The organism is Kitasatospora sp. NPDC042419, assembly GCF_056437345.1.
Window position 1 is genome coordinate 220,923 of sequence record NZ_JBWKAW010000003.1, and the last position, 13,751, is coordinate 234,673.

The following is a 13,751-nucleotide window of genomic DNA, read 5'->3' on the forward strand; positions in this document are numbered from 1 at the left end:
GGCAAGCCGTGGGGCAGCGCGTGCCCGAAAATGCGCAACAGCCGGCACGGAAACTGGTACGTCGACCAGGAGCTGGCTCCCGCCAAGACCGAGGACGGTCTGGACCGCCGCCGTCGCTACCGCCGGTCCGGATTCGCCAACAGTGCCGAGGCGAGCAAGCACCTGAACACGGTCAAGGCCCTCCTGTCGATCGGGGGTGAGGACAACGTGGCGGCACGCACCGCGATCAGCGAAGTGCTGGAGAAGTGCGCAACCGGCAAGAAGCCGCTTCCGGACTACGACGACCTGCGCCAGCGCTACGAGTCCCAGCAGGACCTCTCCTCGAACCTTACGGTCGGCGAGTGGCTCGACAAGTGGCTCAAGGGGAAAAAGTCCCTGCGCAAGCGGGGTGCGGACCGCTACGACGTCGACATCCGCTGCCATCTCAAGCCCCATCTGGGCGACCTGCCCGTGCGCGCGCTGCGCGTGGACCAGATCAACGAGATGTTCGACGCCATCGCCTCGTCCAACATCGAGCTAGACGCGGCCAACAAGGCCCGGCGCGCCGCCCTGGACCTGCTCGCGACGGTCCCCAACAAGGGTGCGGAGAACCGGGCGCGGCGCAAGGAGCTGCGCGAGCAGATCGCCGCTATGCCGCCGTTCCGGCGCCTGACCAACCCCCCCACCCACCGCAACATCCTCGCCACTCTTCGGGCGGCCCTGAACGTCGCGATCGGCCAGAGGGTCATCCCGCCGTTCAACCCCTGCGAGTTCGTGGAACTGGCGCGCTACGAGAACCCCAAGGCGCTGCTCTGGACCCCCGAACGCGTCGAGCAGTGGAAGATCACCGGTGAGAAGCCGTCGCCGGTCATGGTCTGGACCCCCGAGCAGGTCGGGGCCTTCCTGGACTACCTGGTCTCCATCAACCACCGCCTGTACGCGCTGTTCCACGTGATCGCCTTCCGCGGCCTGCGGCGCGGCGAGGCGTGCGGCCTGCGCTGGTCCGACATCGACTGGGACGCGAAGCGGTTCAGCGTCGCCGAGCAGCTCGGCCAGGACGGCTGGGACATCCTTCCGGGCGCCCCGAAGACCCGCTCGGGCGTGCGCACCGTCGCCCTGGACATCGAGACGTCGAGCGTCCTGCGCGACCAGAAGCGCCGCCAGGCCAAGGAGTTGCTCGCAGCCGGCAACGCGGCGGCCAACCGCGACGGCCGGTGCTTCACCGAGGACACCGGCGAATGGCTGCACCCCGGCCGCCTGACCGACCTCTTCGAAGCCCTGGTCAAGGCGGCGGGCCTGCCGCCGATCCGGCTCCACGACCTGCGCCACGTCGCCGCCACCCTGGCGCTCGCCGCCAAGGTGGACATCAAGATCATCTCTGAGATGCTCGGTCACTCCAGCACGACCATTACCCGCGACATCTACCAGACCGTCATGCACGAGCTCGCCTACGAGGCGGCCGAGGCCGTCGTCGCGATCGTGCCCCGTGCCCGGCGGCGCACCTCCGCCTACGCGCCCGAGGCAGCGGCAGCCGCCCTCGCAAGCTTCGCCGACACCAGCACCTGACCTCCCTCGCCCCCTCCTCCGCCGGTCCCGGCGGAGGAGGGGCAGTGGCGTGTCCCGGCACACCGGGCCCATGAACCGCACGAGGCAGGGCACGCACCGTGATCGTGAACCCGACCGACCGGTCCGGCCCGGCCGGCGAACCCGCTTGCGACTCCAACGCAGGTTCCGCTTCCAGATCAACGGGCGGGAGGCCGAGGTCCTCGCGGTGTCCTGCGAGTGCGGCGGCGGGCGCCCGAGGTTCGAAGCCGCCCCGATACGCGGACCCTCCTGGCCCGTGGGGACGGACCGGCACCGGAGCGCCGGCTCTTCGGTCGGCGCAGCCGTTCGCGCCGGTCAGCGTTGTCGAGCACTGAGCGCGTCGCGGACGATCTCTTCCAGCGGGCTCCAATGGTCTCTGCTCGCCAGGGCGTTGGGCCAGTGGCCGGTGGGGTTCGTGGTCAGTAGATGGGGACGGGCCTGGCCGGGTCGGCTGTAGGCGAGGGCCGCGACGGTCCGCAGGTCGACCCGGGATCCCCGCGCCCGCCCGGCCAAAGAAACGGTCCATATGAGGGCGTCGCGGCCTCCGCGCGCCAGGGACGCGACAGTGGCATCGAGCGAGGCGGCGTGGACCGCGCCACGCTTGTGCTGTTCGCCGAGCACGCTGCCGATGCTCGGCCCTCCCGCCTGGTGGGCCTCGTTGCGAGGCGCGGTGACGGCGAACGCCGCGTGAACGGCGAGGACCGCGGCCAGGGCGTTGTCCTGGACCACGTGGAGCCACGGGTCACCGCTGTCTCGGCCCTCCAGGGGCAGCGGCAGGGCGGCGTCGAGCGCGGCGCGGTAGAGCCGGTGCGGCTCGGAGAGGATCCGCAGCCAAGCACCGCGGACGCGGCCGTCCGGGGCTGCTGCCCACGATCGGGCGCTGGTGATCCAATCGCCGTGCAGGGGTGCGGAGCCGGTCAGGTGGCCGCACAGTTCGTTCAGGTAGCTCTCGTCCATCGTGGTGTCTCCCAGGGGCGTTCTGCCGGCCGTGGTTCGGCCGAGAGGCGGCCGAGGGTGCCGTTCCCGCTGAAGGGCTCGAAGGCCCGGGTTGAATCATCAGGCGTGTCCCTCGGCCGCCCGTCGGCGGCGCCGCGGCGATCAGGTGCCGGTGTGCGGCCAGGCGGCCTCCTCGCGGTAGGTCTCACCGTGCGTCAGGCAGTGGTGCAGGCAGCCCAGCAGCCGGCCGAAGACGTGCCGCAGCGCCGCGGTGTGCCGCTCGCCGGCCGCGCGGCGCCGGTCGTAGTGCGCGCGGGCACCGGGCGAGCGGCCGATCGCCGAGAAGGACCAGTAGTGGCCGGCGGTCTTCAGGAAGTTATTGGCACCCTTGCGGCGGTGGAAGACCACCCGGCTCCCCCCGCTCGTCCACGTCAGCGGCGCTGCCCCGGCGTAGCCCCGAAGCCCCCGGGCCGAGGCGAAGCGGGCGGGCGCATCACCGATCTCGCCGAGGAGCCTGGGTCCGGTCAGCTCCCCGACTCCGGGGAACGAGCGGTAGATGTCGGCCTGGGGGTGGCGGTCGAACGCCTCCACCGCGAGGGCGGCGAGGCGCTGTGCCGTCGAGGTGGCCACGTCCAGCAATTCGACGCAGACCCGTACCTCGTGCCCCAGCGCCTCCTCCAGCAGCGGGGTCTGCATCAGCACCGGGCGGCGGAACTCGGTGAACAGTCGCGCGGCGTGGTCGTCGAGGTTACGGGTCCGGCCGCCGGTCTCCAACAGGTCGTACAGGCGGCGTTTGCTCAGGCAGGCGGCCGAACGGCTGGTCGGTGCCGCCGCGATCACCGAGCGGGCCTCTCCACGGCCGATCTTCCCCGGGAGGTGGTCCCAGGCCGTCAGCGCGGCCGGGTGCACGAGCCGCAGCTGGGAGCGCAGCCGCAGCAGGTGGAACTGGCGGGTACGGGACGCCTTGAGCTGGGCGCGCGCGAGGGCGCGGACCGCCTCGGCGTCGTCCGTGGACTGGGGCTGCTCCTGGTGGCGATGCCCGTCGGTCCGAAGGATCTGGGCCAGCAAGGCAGCGTCCTCCCGGTCGGACTTCTTCCGCGTCGGCCCGGCCGTCTGCCGGTACGCCGCCACCACCGTCGGATGCACGACCACAACCGGCTGGCCGGCCTGCCGCAGACCCGCGACCAGCAGGCTGCGACCGGTCTCGATCGCGACCGGGACGTGGCGGCGGCTGTGCTGGTGGCTGGCCTTCAACCCGGACAGCAGGCTCAGGACCTCGCGCAAACCCTCGGGGGTCTCCGGGATGCGGGCGCTGGCCACCACCTCCCCGGTGCTGTCGACGACGGCGAGGTCGTTGAGGCCCTCCGACCAGTCGATGCCCGCGTACATGGCTCCGGTCCGGCCGCCCACGACACCCCCCACTCCCGAACAAACGTCCACGACTGGTAGATACATTTACCACAGGTGGGGCGCGCTGCACCGCCGCAGCCGACAGGGAAGAATGAAGGGGGTCAGCGTTGGAGGAAGAGGAACGGGAGGGGTGCATGCCCCGGGGCCCCCTGCACCAGCCTCCCGCGCGGTACGTCGCCTCCGGCAAGTGGCCCGAGGTGGTCCTGACCTCCGACGCCCCGCCGAGCGCCCAGGCCGGACTCGCGTTCGCCCGCAACCTCGACGCGGCCATGCGCGCCCATAATCTCTCCGACCGCGCCCTCGCCCGCCGGGCCGGACTGTCCCACCCGACCATCGGGGCGCTGCGCCGGGGCGAAGTGCTCCCCGACCTCGGAACGATCGTCCTGCTGGAAATCGCGACCGGAGACGCGCTGTATCCGGCAGACCTCCACCGCCAGCTCACCCTCCCCGAGGAGACGCGGGACGGAACCCCTCCCCCGCAGCCGTAGAGCCACGCGGAAACCGGTTGTCCGCGCGCGACTGCCGCGTGATCCTCCCGGCATGGACACTCCCCCCGAACTGATCACCCTGGACCGGGTCGCTGCGCTGCGCTGCTTCAACGGCGAGGCGGACCTGCCCGAGCTCTTCCGGGTCATCGACGAAGCCCAGGAGCATCTACGGCCCTGGATGCCGTGGATCGCCGACCACAGCCTCGAAGCCACGCGCGACTTCCTTCTGCACCGCAGCGAACGGTGGCACCAGGGCACGGCGTTCACCTACGCGATCGTCATCGACGGCGGCGCCATCGCGGGCACCTGCCAGCTCTTCCGCAGCAGCGATCAGCCGGGGGTCATGGGGATCGGCTACTGGCTCCACCCGGCCGCAACCGGCCGCGGACTGGCTACCCGCGCGGGCGGCGTCCTGGTGCGCGAGGCATTCCTCCTCCCCGGGATCGAGATCGTCGAGATCGTCCACGACCCAGCCAACCGGGCCAGCGGCGCGGTACCGGCAAGGCTAGGCTTCACCGCCTGCGCACGCCGACCGGCCGAACGCCTCGCCCCCGGCGAGACGGGCGAGGAGCAGGTGTGGCAGCTGACCCGCAGACAGGCCGCGGCGCGGAGCGGAGAGGCCTCGGAGGCCGAAGCAACCCCCGCACCCGGAAACCGAGTGCACCTGCCACTTCACAATGCGTAGCATTCAGGCGTGTCTACGCGAATCCCACACCCCCAGGGGCCTGGCCCGGCCTTCGGGCCTGCGGTGCTGCTGCGTCGAATCGCCGAGATTGCGCCGGAGCTCACCGAGGCCCCGGTCCACAAACAGCACATGGTGTCGGCGGCCTTGCAGAAGGCCTGGACGGCGCCAGACACGGACGGCGTCCCGCGCCATCAGCCGTTCGGAATCGACCTCCTGGACCGCCTCCCGCGGAAGACCGCACCCGCCGGGGCCGGCTACGCGCGGGACTGGGTGCCGAAGGCTTCGGCGGGCATCGAGCGGTTCTGGAAGGTCCAGGTCGAGGAGCTGATCCCCCCGGTCCTCGACGCCGTGACCGGCGGCACCCTCTTCGACCACCCGGAGCTGGTAGACGCCGTGAAGCGCCTGGTGGCGCTTCACCTCGTGCGCAACGTCCGGCTCCGCGAGCAGCACGAGCGGTTCGTCGGGAGCACCGGGTGGAGGTGGACGCTGCGCTCACGGCGGCCGGGCACACCGGGGACCCGGTCGACAGCGGCATCCTGTTCCGGATCGCGGCCCAGCTCCTGTTCGAGCACGCGACCTGGTTCACGGCCTCCGCCGACCTGCAGGTCCTCACCCCCCGGGACCCGCGGCACGAGTTCATCCTCGGCGACGCACCGGCCGTGACGGTCGGCAGCCGGCAGCTGACGGAACGGGTGGGCGTCCCGCTGGAGCTGGCCGAGGTGGTCGTCATGCCCCTCGACCCTCGGCACGTTGCCGCACTGGGATCGCAGCACGGCTACCTGCCGGTGGACGGCCGTATCGTCTCCGCGGTGAACTTCGCGCAGGCCGTGCACGCCGTCGAGTTCGTGTTCACGCGGCCCGGCAGCCCCGTGTTCCAGCAGCTGCTGGACGAGCACCGGCTCCGGCGATCAGCAGCCCGCTCGGCCGCGACGCCGTAGGGACCGCCTATGCCGTGGCCTGGAGCCTCTGCCAGGCCACGGAGGCCGCCGCCGGGGCCCACCCGTACACCTGCCCGGGGCCGACGTACAACACGTTGCGGATCTGGTTGTGCGGCCCCCACCCCGTTTGCCCAACCGCCAGCACGAAGGCTCCCGGCGGTGCATGCCAGCCCTGGAACCAGGCGTCCTGGACCGCTCCGCTGTCGCACCACCGGACGCGGGCCTTCGATCCGCGGCGCGCGCGCTGGTAGACGGACTCCACCTGCAGCATCCGCACCCCGGTCGGTCGGCGTGCTTCCCGCTCTCGCAGCATCCAATCCCACTGCGCCGCCAGCGCCACCCGCTCCCGTCGGCGACGGGAGCGGGTGGTAACGACCACGAGGGCGACCAGGCCGCCGACGAACAGGACAGGCAAGATGGGGGCGATCGTCTCCACGCCTCCATCTCTATCAGCATCCGCTGGCCCCGCCGGCCCTGGCACTCTCCCCGGGCGGGGTGGGACGGGCGGTGACCGGACCCGGCGCGAGGGCCGGAGGCGGTCAGTCGAAGGGCGGCAGGCACACCAGCCGCGTCAGCCGCGCCACCGCCGGGCTCGGGTGCCGCAGGACCAGGCTCCAGCCTTGTGCAGTCGCTTCGGCCTGGGCCTCCTGGAGGGCCGAGAGGCCGGCGCAGTCGAGGAACGCCACCTCCGAAAGATCGACATCGACCCCGTCGGGGCAGGCGCGGGCGATCGTCACCGGGGACTCGGTCAGCCGCTCGGCGTCGTAGAGGTCGACCTCGCCGCGCAGGACGGCGCGGACCCGTTCGCCGGCGCCCACGGCGAGGGCCAGGTCGAGCTGTCCGCCCGCCAGGACGCGCGCGCCGAGATCCCCTGCGGGCCGAATCGGGTCCGCTGCCACCGGCCGCACCTCCCACTCGGGTCGCTTCATCATGTCCATGCCTTCTATGCCCGCTCCAGATCCGGCGCAGGGCCGTCGTCGCCGATCAGGTCGCCCGTGACACCCAGCTCCCGATCAATGACGTGATGATCAAGAGGTCACCGGCCCTCCTACGCCGTCGGCGGCTGGTTCCGCACGGGCTCGACGGAAGCGGGATCGAAGAGAATGTGCCGCAGGGGCGCGGATTCGTCCGCGGAGGCTCGGACCGTCGCCGTCCACCGCGCGCCCGGATCCGCGGGCCGGTGCCAGGCGACGAGGCGGGCGAGGTGCCACCTGCCGGCCACTCCGATCCACACCGGCAGCCATGGGGCCGCCGTGGAGCTCAGGCTTTCGGCGCTGGGAGCACCGGTCTCGACAGCATCCGAGCGGGGCGGCCCAGCGGGAGGCGGCACCTCGACGATCGACACCGGGTCGTAGGGCAGAAGCCCCCGGTCGTGCTGCGGATCGGGTCCCCACGTGACGGCCGCCGCCCAGCCCGATGACGACCGTGGGTCCGGGGCCCACCCGTCGAGGAGACCGACACGCCACCGGCCGTCCACCTGCACGCAGACCGCCCTCCACGCGGGCATCGGCTGTGCGCCACGTCGGCCGCCAGGAGGCGGGGGCGGTGTCACGGGTACGTTCACCCCTTCATGGTCGCCCAGGACGGTCCGGCCCCGCCGTCACCCGGACGGACTTTGCCGGCGGGCTGCTGGGCACACCTGCGCGTAGTGTCGATCGTCCACCAACGGAAGGGCTGGCGGCCATGGCACAGCAGGAGCCGAATCCGGACCCCAGTGGGCAACCGCGACCCGGGCCAGGCGGCCCGGTTCCGCCAGCGCAACAGCCGGGCTGGGGGCCTCAGCACGGGTACGGTGCGCCACCCCCGTCGCCACCGGTGGCGAAGACCTCCCGGTTCGGGCGCGGCTGCCTGGTCGGCGGCTGCCTCGGAGTCCTGCTGGTCGTCGGGGTGATTGTCGCGATCGTGGTGCCCGTCGGCGGGTCCGGCAGCGGGCCGAGCAGTCCGGCATCCTCGTCCGCGTCCGGCCCGCTCACTGGGTCCAACAACACCGACCATCCGCCGGCCGCAGACGTCACCGTGGCAGGCTGCGAGACCAATGCGGCGAAGTTCCCCGTCGCGCACCTGGAGATCCGCAACAACACCTCGAAGGCGTCGACTTACTTCGTCTCCGTGGAGTTCACCAATCCGTCCGGCACCCGGCTCGGGGAGGGCATCGTCTCCTCCGCGGCTGTCACGCCCGGGCAGCTCGTGAAGACCGACGTCTCCGACATCGTCGAGGTCAGCGGCGCGATCCAGTGCAGGGTCACGCGAGTGGACCGGGTCGCCGCCTGACCAGGGCGCACGGGTGACCGGTGGGCCGCCGACCCACCGGCCGCGGCGGTCTACTCGTCCGACTCCACCTCCGCGGACACGGTCCAGTCAACCTGACCGATGATCCACGCCGGGACGGCCCAGACGCCGTGGGCGTGCGAGAGGCCGCGCCCGTCCACGGTCACCTGATAGGCGTCCGAACCCTGGACACCGTCACGGCTCCCTCCCCACCAGGAGTCCGGGTTGTACGTAAACTCGACCGAGGCGTCGGTGTAGGTGTCCCCCTGGTGGAAGGTCAGGTCGACCCTCGTGTCTCCGTCGCGCTTCGTTCTCACCTCGATCCGGGCGCCGGTCCCGGCAATGGCCCCGTACTCGTCCGTCGAGGGATCGCGCAGAACGTCCTCGTCCAGATCGAGGCCCGGAACGCAGCTGAGTGCCTCGGCGAGTTCGGTCACACCGTCGTCGTCATCGCCGTACACCTGCTCCGCGAGCATCGCGACGGAGTCGGCCTCCGCCGCAACCTTGGTGATCACGGCATCGGTGAAGTGGAAGCTAAGCTGCGCCCGGACCAGGACGTTGTCGTACGGGACGATCTCGGGCTGGGCTTCCTCATCATCGAGCATCCACGCGACCGCCGCTTCGCCCTCGGCCAGGAACATCGCCGTGGCGTACACGATGTCGTGCTTGGCCACGCCGAGTTCGCCGGGACGGCCGGCGACGGCCGGGTCGTGGCCGTCCGGTGTCTCAGTGGATACGTCACGTTCGAGGACGATGTCGTAGAGACCCGCCAGTGCGACCAGGCGGGTGACGCTCGGGCTGAGGACCTGCACGTCGGGCCCGTCGCGTTCGATTCTCCGGGTGACCGCTGCGGCCAGCCCCGTCGTGCGCCCGATGTCGAGGTTCGTGGTGCCGAGGTTCTCCACAGGCAGTCCGCCGAGCAGGTAGCGCAGTACGGAGAGCCGCGCGTGATCGTCGTCGACCGTCACGCCGAAGAGGCTCTGGCGAAGCTTCTCCCTGGTCCGGATCGGCGGCGCGGGCTTGTTCCAGGCCACGAAGGCTGCGGCGACGTCGCGGTCAGCGGAGACGATCAGGAGCTCCTCCGGCGGCAGCTTCTCCAGCACGGCCCTCAACCAGGCGCTGTCGGCCGCCCCGGTCTTGGTCTCGCCCTTGCGTTTGGCCGGCGGGCGCAGAAGGATCTGGTCCTTCAACGCCTCTATCGCGCTGGACTCGGTCAATTCGATGATCTTCACATGGGGGGTCGAGGCGATCTTCGCGAGGGCCGCGTCGATCACCGCCTCGCGGCTGTCGTAGGCAGGCTCGGGCGCTTCCAGTCCTGCGCGCCGAAGGCTCAGGCGCTCCTCCCGCACGGCGGACTTGGTCTTCTGCCAGTCCGTGGCGAGGTGTTCGGCCCACTCCCAGGCGACCGGCAGGGGGACCCACGTCTCCTTACCGATCGCCGCGAGCCGTTCAGCGATCCGCGCCAGGTTGCCGAGGTCCGGCTTAGCAGCGCTGTAGGCGTTGGCGTCGAACACGACGGCCTTCAGCCGGTCCCGGTCGGGACCGCTCAGCCGGAGCTTCGCGTCGTCTTCAGATGTGGAGGTGTTGCGCGACATGTACGGGATTGTCCCAGACTGGGGGACAAGCCCGTAGGGGATTTCCCGGACTTGGCTCGGGGTCGTCCCTGTCAGTCGCCTTCGGCCTTGGACAGGAGGCGACCGGCCAGTTCGGCGTCGGATCGCAACGCGACAACGAACGCCTGCGGAACGTCCTCCCCGTCGTGGCGCTGCCCGCAGGGACACGGGGACCACTTACCGGATTCGATCCGGTCCGCTGCCTGCTCTGCCAACTTCTGGACCTCGGCGAGCAGGTCGAGGTGGATCTCCATGAGACCGGAATCCTTACTGTGCAGCAAGGCATCGCCCAATTCGACCGAGAGGTCGAACGCGTGGTGCTGGCTGCGGGTCGCGCCGTTGGGGCCGGCCCATTGCGCGATCTTGGCCAAGGCCATGACGAGCCGGCCCGAGACCCACGGCGGAACGGCGACGGCGCCGTCCCGCGCGCGGACGGGACGCACCGCCACGGCCTGGTCGTCGCCTTCCGCAGCGCGGGCAATCGCGTCCGCGACGCCCTCCGGCGTCAGGCACTGGACGGCGTCGTCCATGTCGAGCCCACTGCCCTCGGAGACGTTCTTCGCGAGAACCTCCGCCACGCGTCTCACAGCAGCGGGCTCGGCGCTCAGGCCCATCGTCAGCAGCACGCCGACGCTCTGCGCAACGAGCGTCTCCAACGCGTTCCCGTCCCCGGTGCTGTCCACGCCTCCACCCTACCGGTGGAGGGCGGGGGCCGTTGTAGCACTCCAACAAGAGACGTCGTCGCACGAACGCCCAGCTGGCGACACGAATCGGGAGGCTTTCTGACGCCCGGTCAGACAGTGATGTGGCGGGCAGGCAGTGGCGGACACATCATGGTCACACCCATGGCTGTACACGGTCACAATCTCGGGTCGCCAAATGTAAGGGAATGGAAAAGGCCCAGGTCAGATGGATCTGACCTGGGCCTTCACGGTGGGGCGCCAGGGGCTCGAACCCTGAACCTACGGATTAAAAGTCCGCAGCTCTGCCAATTGAGCTAGCGCCCCGTGGCCCGCGCCGGGTGGAGCAGGCCACGGCGATCCTACCCGGTGGAGGGAGGGGCTTCGCCAGTGGATTGCGGGGGCGCGCCGGGGTCAGGGGGCCGGTGTGACCGGCGAGGTGTAGTGGGCCGCGCGGACGCGGTGGAGCCAGGCGTCGACGGGCCGCTCGTCGGGCTGGTCCGGGAGGACGCCGGGGCGGTCGAGGCGGTCGGCGGTGTCCGCGAGGAGGCGCTCGGCGACGGCGGGATCGTCGGCGATGCGTTCGCCGAGCCCGCGGACGCGGTCCGGGTCGGGGAGACGGACGAGGTTGTGGCCGGCCTCGTGGAGGTGGACGGCCTGTTCCAGCAGCCGGACCAGGTGGCGGGCGTGCTTGGCGGCCCGGGCCCGGGTCGCCGGGTCGGTGGTGTCGCGGGTCAGCAGCTTCCTGAACTGCTGGGTGGCGTAGCCGAGATAGGCGTTGCGCACGGCCCGGGTGCTCAGGAAGGAGCGGCGTATGCCGATCAGTTCGTCGCCGAGCGGGGTGCGGACCTCGTACAGGTCCTCGGGCAGCCAGACGAGTTCGGAGGCGGTGGGGTTGCAGTTCAGCGCGAGGCGGCACCACTTGGCCGCCTCGTGCAGGGTGCGGTCGGGGGCGGTGGTGACCTGCGACTCGGCCGGGCGGTGCAGGCCGTGGAAGCCCTCGGTCGGGGCGGCGAACAGGCCGAGGCGGTCGATGTCGGAGCCGGCGTGGGCCAGCCCGTACGCGGTCGAGCCGACGATGCCGGACAGCAGGACGGTGCCGGGGGTGGCGGACATGGGATTCCCTTCGTCGGTTCGGCTGGCAGTGTCGCGCGGCGGGCCCGCGGCGGGCGAGCGATTTCCGGGACGGTCCGGTGCTGCGGCCGGCCGGACCGTCCCGGCGGCGCCCCGTCCGCGACGCGGCCGCGCGGGCCCGGCCGGACCCGGGTCCGCCCCGGGCCGGGTGTCCAGGATCTTTGCGCTGCGGGTGAGTTCGGGACGCCGGTGCCCGGCCGGCGGCCGCGCGGAGAAGGGTAGGGTGCGGAGCATGCCGACCGCTAACGCCCCCGGGCGGACCGACCGCCCCGACGTCGTCCTGATCACCGGTGCCGGGCGCGGCATCGGCGCCGCCACCGCCCTGCTGGCCGGCCGCCGCGGCTACCGCGTCTGCGTCAACTACCGCTCCGACGAGGCGTCCGCCGCCGCGGTGGTGGACGCGATCCGGGCCGACGGCGGCACCGCGCTCGCCGTCCGGGCCGACGTCACCCGCAGCGCCGAGGTGGAGCGGCTGTTCGCCGTCGTCGACGCCGAACTCGGCCCGCTCACCGCGCTGGTGAACAACGCAGGGACGCTGGAGAAGCAGGGCCGGCTGGAGGACATCGACGAGGAGCGGCTCAACCGGATCTGGGCCGCCAACATCACCGGTCCCTTCCTCTGCGCCGCCCAGGCCGTCCGCCGGATGTCCACCCGGCACGGCGGGCACGGCGGCGCGATCGTCAACGTGTCCTCGGCGGCGGCCCGGCTCGGTTCGCCCAACGAGTACGTGGACTACGCGGCCGCCAAGGCCGCCGTCGACACGATGACCCGCGGGCTGTCCCTGGAGGTCGCCGCCGAGGGCATCCGGGTCAACGCGGTCCGCCCGGGGCTGATCCACACCGGGATCCACGCGCTGGGCGGCGAGCCCGGCCGGGTCGACCGGGTCGCGCCGGGCCTGCCGATGCGGCGGGGCGGGGAGGTGGAGGAGGTCGCCGAGGCGATCTTGTTCCTGCTGTCACCGGCCTCCTCGTACACCACGGGGGCGTTCCTGGACGTGTCCGGCGGGCGCTGAGCCGTCCCCGGTGCCCACGGTCGGTCCCGGGCGGTCCGGGCGGTCCGGGCGGTCCAGGGAGGCCCGGCGGCAGCGCACCCGGAGGTGGAGGCGGCCTCAGGTCGCGGATGATCGCAGTGTCCCGGTTTCCTTCCCCCGACGGCGTCCGCGCCCGTACGGTAAGGGCCATGACCGACGACCTGCCGGACCGTGAACCCGACCTGCCGTCCGCCTTCATCGACATCCCCGGGGTGCGCAACTTCCGTGACGCCGGAGGCGTCGGCTCGCTCCGGCGCGGTGTGCTCTACCGCTCCGGCTCGTTCCACACCCTCGCCCCCGAGGGCGCCCAGCGGCTCAAGGCGCTCGGGCTCCGCACCGTGATCGACCTGCGCAGCCCGTTCGAGCTGGAGGTCTGGCCCGACCTCCGGCACGGGCTGGACCACGAGGCGCTCAGCCTCCCCACCCTGCCCGCCGACCGGGAGGACACGGACCAGCCCTGGCCCGAGGGCCAGACGGAGCTGTACCCGTTCATGGCCGCGACCGCCGGCCCCTCGCTGGTCGCCGCGATCCGCCGGCTCGGCACCCCCGGCGCCCTGCCGGCCGTCGTCCACTGCGCCGTCGGCAAGGACCGCACCGGGCTCACCATCGCCGTCGTCCAGGAACTGCTGGGCGCCTCCGAGGCCGACATCCTCACCGACTTCCTGCGCTCCAACGCCGGGCTCGGCCTCCTCGACGGGCCCACCCCGTACCTCGACGAGACCGGCACCGAGCGGGTCTCCCGGCCCATCTCGGAGGAGCTGCTCACCTCGTCCTTCGACTGGATCCGCGCCCACCACGGCTCCGTCCCCGCCTACCTGCACGCCCACGGCGCCACCGACGAGGAGCTCGACGCCCTCCGGGCCAACCTCTCGGAATAGCCGGAGCGGTCGGAGCAGTCGGAGCCCTCTGAGCCGTCGGAGGCCTCTGAGCGGTCGGAGCGGTCGGAGCGGTCGGAGCGGTCGGATCAGGGGGCTCCCGAGGGAGCCCCCTGGGGGGAGGAGGAGGC

The 13,751-nt window shown here is 71.9% G+C and carries 15 protein-coding genes and 1 tRNA gene; 7 read left to right on the forward strand and 9 right to left on the reverse strand.

Translation table 11 applies throughout. The annotated features are described in order from the left end of the window. Positions 1–30 precede the first annotated feature (30 nt). On the forward strand, positions 31–1,545 hold the full coding sequence (locus AC067J_RS08295; RefSeq protein WP_401001734.1) for a tyrosine-type recombinase/integrase: 1,515 nt from the start codon (positions 31–33) through the stop codon (positions 1,543–1,545). A 333-nt stretch (positions 1,546–1,878) separates the two neighbouring features. Here the strand turns inward: AC067J_RS08295 and AC067J_RS08300 are convergent, their stop codons facing one another. Together AC067J_RS08300 and AC067J_RS08305 are read right to left on the reverse strand one after the other, a co-directional pair. Continuing rightward, positions 1,879–2,520, reverse strand: a complete 642-nt coding sequence (locus AC067J_RS08300; protein WP_478297097.1) for a hypothetical protein — start codon at positions 2,518–2,520, stop codon at positions 1,879–1,881. A gap of 141 nt (positions 2,521–2,661) precedes the next feature. Continuing rightward, a complete protein-coding gene (locus AC067J_RS08305) occupies positions 2,662–3,888 on the reverse strand; it encodes an IS110 family RNA-guided transposase (protein WP_478297098.1) in 1,227 nt (408 codons plus the stop codon). 155 nt (positions 3,889–4,043) lie between these two features. On the opposite strand from AC067J_RS08305, the gene AC067J_RS08310 reads away from it, so the two are divergent. After that, the gene (locus AC067J_RS08310; protein WP_478297099.1) at positions 4,044–4,397 is read left to right on the forward strand and encodes a helix-turn-helix domain-containing protein; all 354 of its coding nucleotides are present in this window, start codon (positions 4,044–4,046) and stop codon (positions 4,395–4,397) included. 52 nt (positions 4,398–4,449) lie between these two features. Next, positions 4,450–5,082 carry a GNAT family N-acetyltransferase gene (locus AC067J_RS08315; RefSeq protein ID WP_478297100.1) on the forward strand — a complete coding sequence of 211 codons (633 nt, stop codon included), beginning with the start codon at positions 4,450–4,452 and terminating at the stop codon, positions 5,080–5,082. Between the two features lie 3 nt (positions 5,083–5,085). Here the strand turns inward: AC067J_RS08315 and AC067J_RS08320 are convergent, their stop codons facing one another. Next, positions 5,086–5,532: a hypothetical protein gene (locus tag AC067J_RS08320; RefSeq protein WP_401001728.1), complete on the reverse strand. Its 447-nt coding sequence runs from the start codon at positions 5,530–5,532 to the stop codon at positions 5,086–5,088. Between the two features lie 23 nt (positions 5,533–5,555). On the opposite strand from AC067J_RS08320, the gene AC067J_RS08325 reads away from it, so the two are divergent. Further along, positions 5,556–6,020 carry a DUF4238 domain-containing protein gene (locus tag AC067J_RS08325; protein ID WP_478297101.1) on the forward strand — a complete coding sequence of 155 codons (465 nt, stop codon included), beginning with the start codon at positions 5,556–5,558 and terminating at the stop codon, positions 6,018–6,020. A 7-nt stretch (positions 6,021–6,027) separates the two neighbouring features. Here AC067J_RS08325 and AC067J_RS08330 read toward each other — a convergent pair whose 3' ends face one another. Then, positions 6,028–6,456: a hypothetical protein gene (locus AC067J_RS08330; RefSeq protein ID WP_401001724.1), complete on the reverse strand. Its 429-nt coding sequence runs from the start codon at positions 6,454–6,456 to the stop codon at positions 6,028–6,030. 103 nt (positions 6,457–6,559) lie between these two features. Continuing rightward, entirely contained in the window at positions 6,560–6,952 is a 393-nt protein-coding gene (locus tag AC067J_RS08335) for an STAS domain-containing protein (RefSeq protein WP_401001722.1), read from the reverse strand. 883 nt (positions 6,953–7,835) lie between these two features. On the opposite strand from AC067J_RS08335, the gene AC067J_RS08340 reads away from it, so the two are divergent. Next, positions 7,836–8,291: a hypothetical protein gene (locus AC067J_RS08340; RefSeq protein WP_478297102.1), complete on the forward strand. Its 456-nt coding sequence runs from the start codon at positions 7,836–7,838 to the stop codon at positions 8,289–8,291. A gap of 50 nt (positions 8,292–8,341) precedes the next feature. On the opposite strand, the gene AC067J_RS08345 is transcribed toward AC067J_RS08340, so the two are convergent. From AC067J_RS08345 to AC067J_RS08360, 4 genes are all read right to left on the reverse strand, one after another. Then, positions 8,342–9,883, reverse strand: a complete 1,542-nt coding sequence (locus AC067J_RS08345; RefSeq protein WP_401001719.1) for a hypothetical protein — start codon at positions 9,881–9,883, stop codon at positions 8,342–8,344. A gap of 71 nt (positions 9,884–9,954) precedes the next feature. Next, positions 9,955–10,584 carry a hypothetical protein gene (locus tag AC067J_RS08350; protein ID WP_478297103.1) on the reverse strand — a complete coding sequence of 210 codons (630 nt, stop codon included), beginning with the start codon at positions 10,582–10,584 and terminating at the stop codon, positions 9,955–9,957. Between the two features lie 251 nt (positions 10,585–10,835). Beyond that, positions 10,836–10,908 (reverse strand) — tRNA-Lys (locus tag AC067J_RS08355). A gap of 87 nt (positions 10,909–10,995) precedes the next feature. Then, positions 10,996–11,697: a nucleotidyltransferase domain-containing protein gene (locus tag AC067J_RS08360; protein WP_478297104.1), complete on the reverse strand. Its 702-nt coding sequence runs from the start codon at positions 11,695–11,697 to the stop codon at positions 10,996–10,998. Between the two features lie 250 nt (positions 11,698–11,947). Here AC067J_RS08360 and AC067J_RS08365 point away from each other — a divergent pair, with 250 nt between their 5' ends. Further along, positions 11,948–12,727, forward strand: a complete 780-nt coding sequence (locus AC067J_RS08365; RefSeq protein WP_478297105.1) for an SDR family oxidoreductase — start codon at positions 11,948–11,950, stop codon at positions 12,725–12,727. 167 nt (positions 12,728–12,894) lie between these two features. Then, a complete protein-coding gene (locus AC067J_RS08370; protein WP_478297106.1) occupies positions 12,895–13,623 on the forward strand; it encodes a tyrosine-protein phosphatase in 729 nt (242 codons plus the stop codon). Positions 13,624–13,751: the final 128 nt, after the last annotated feature.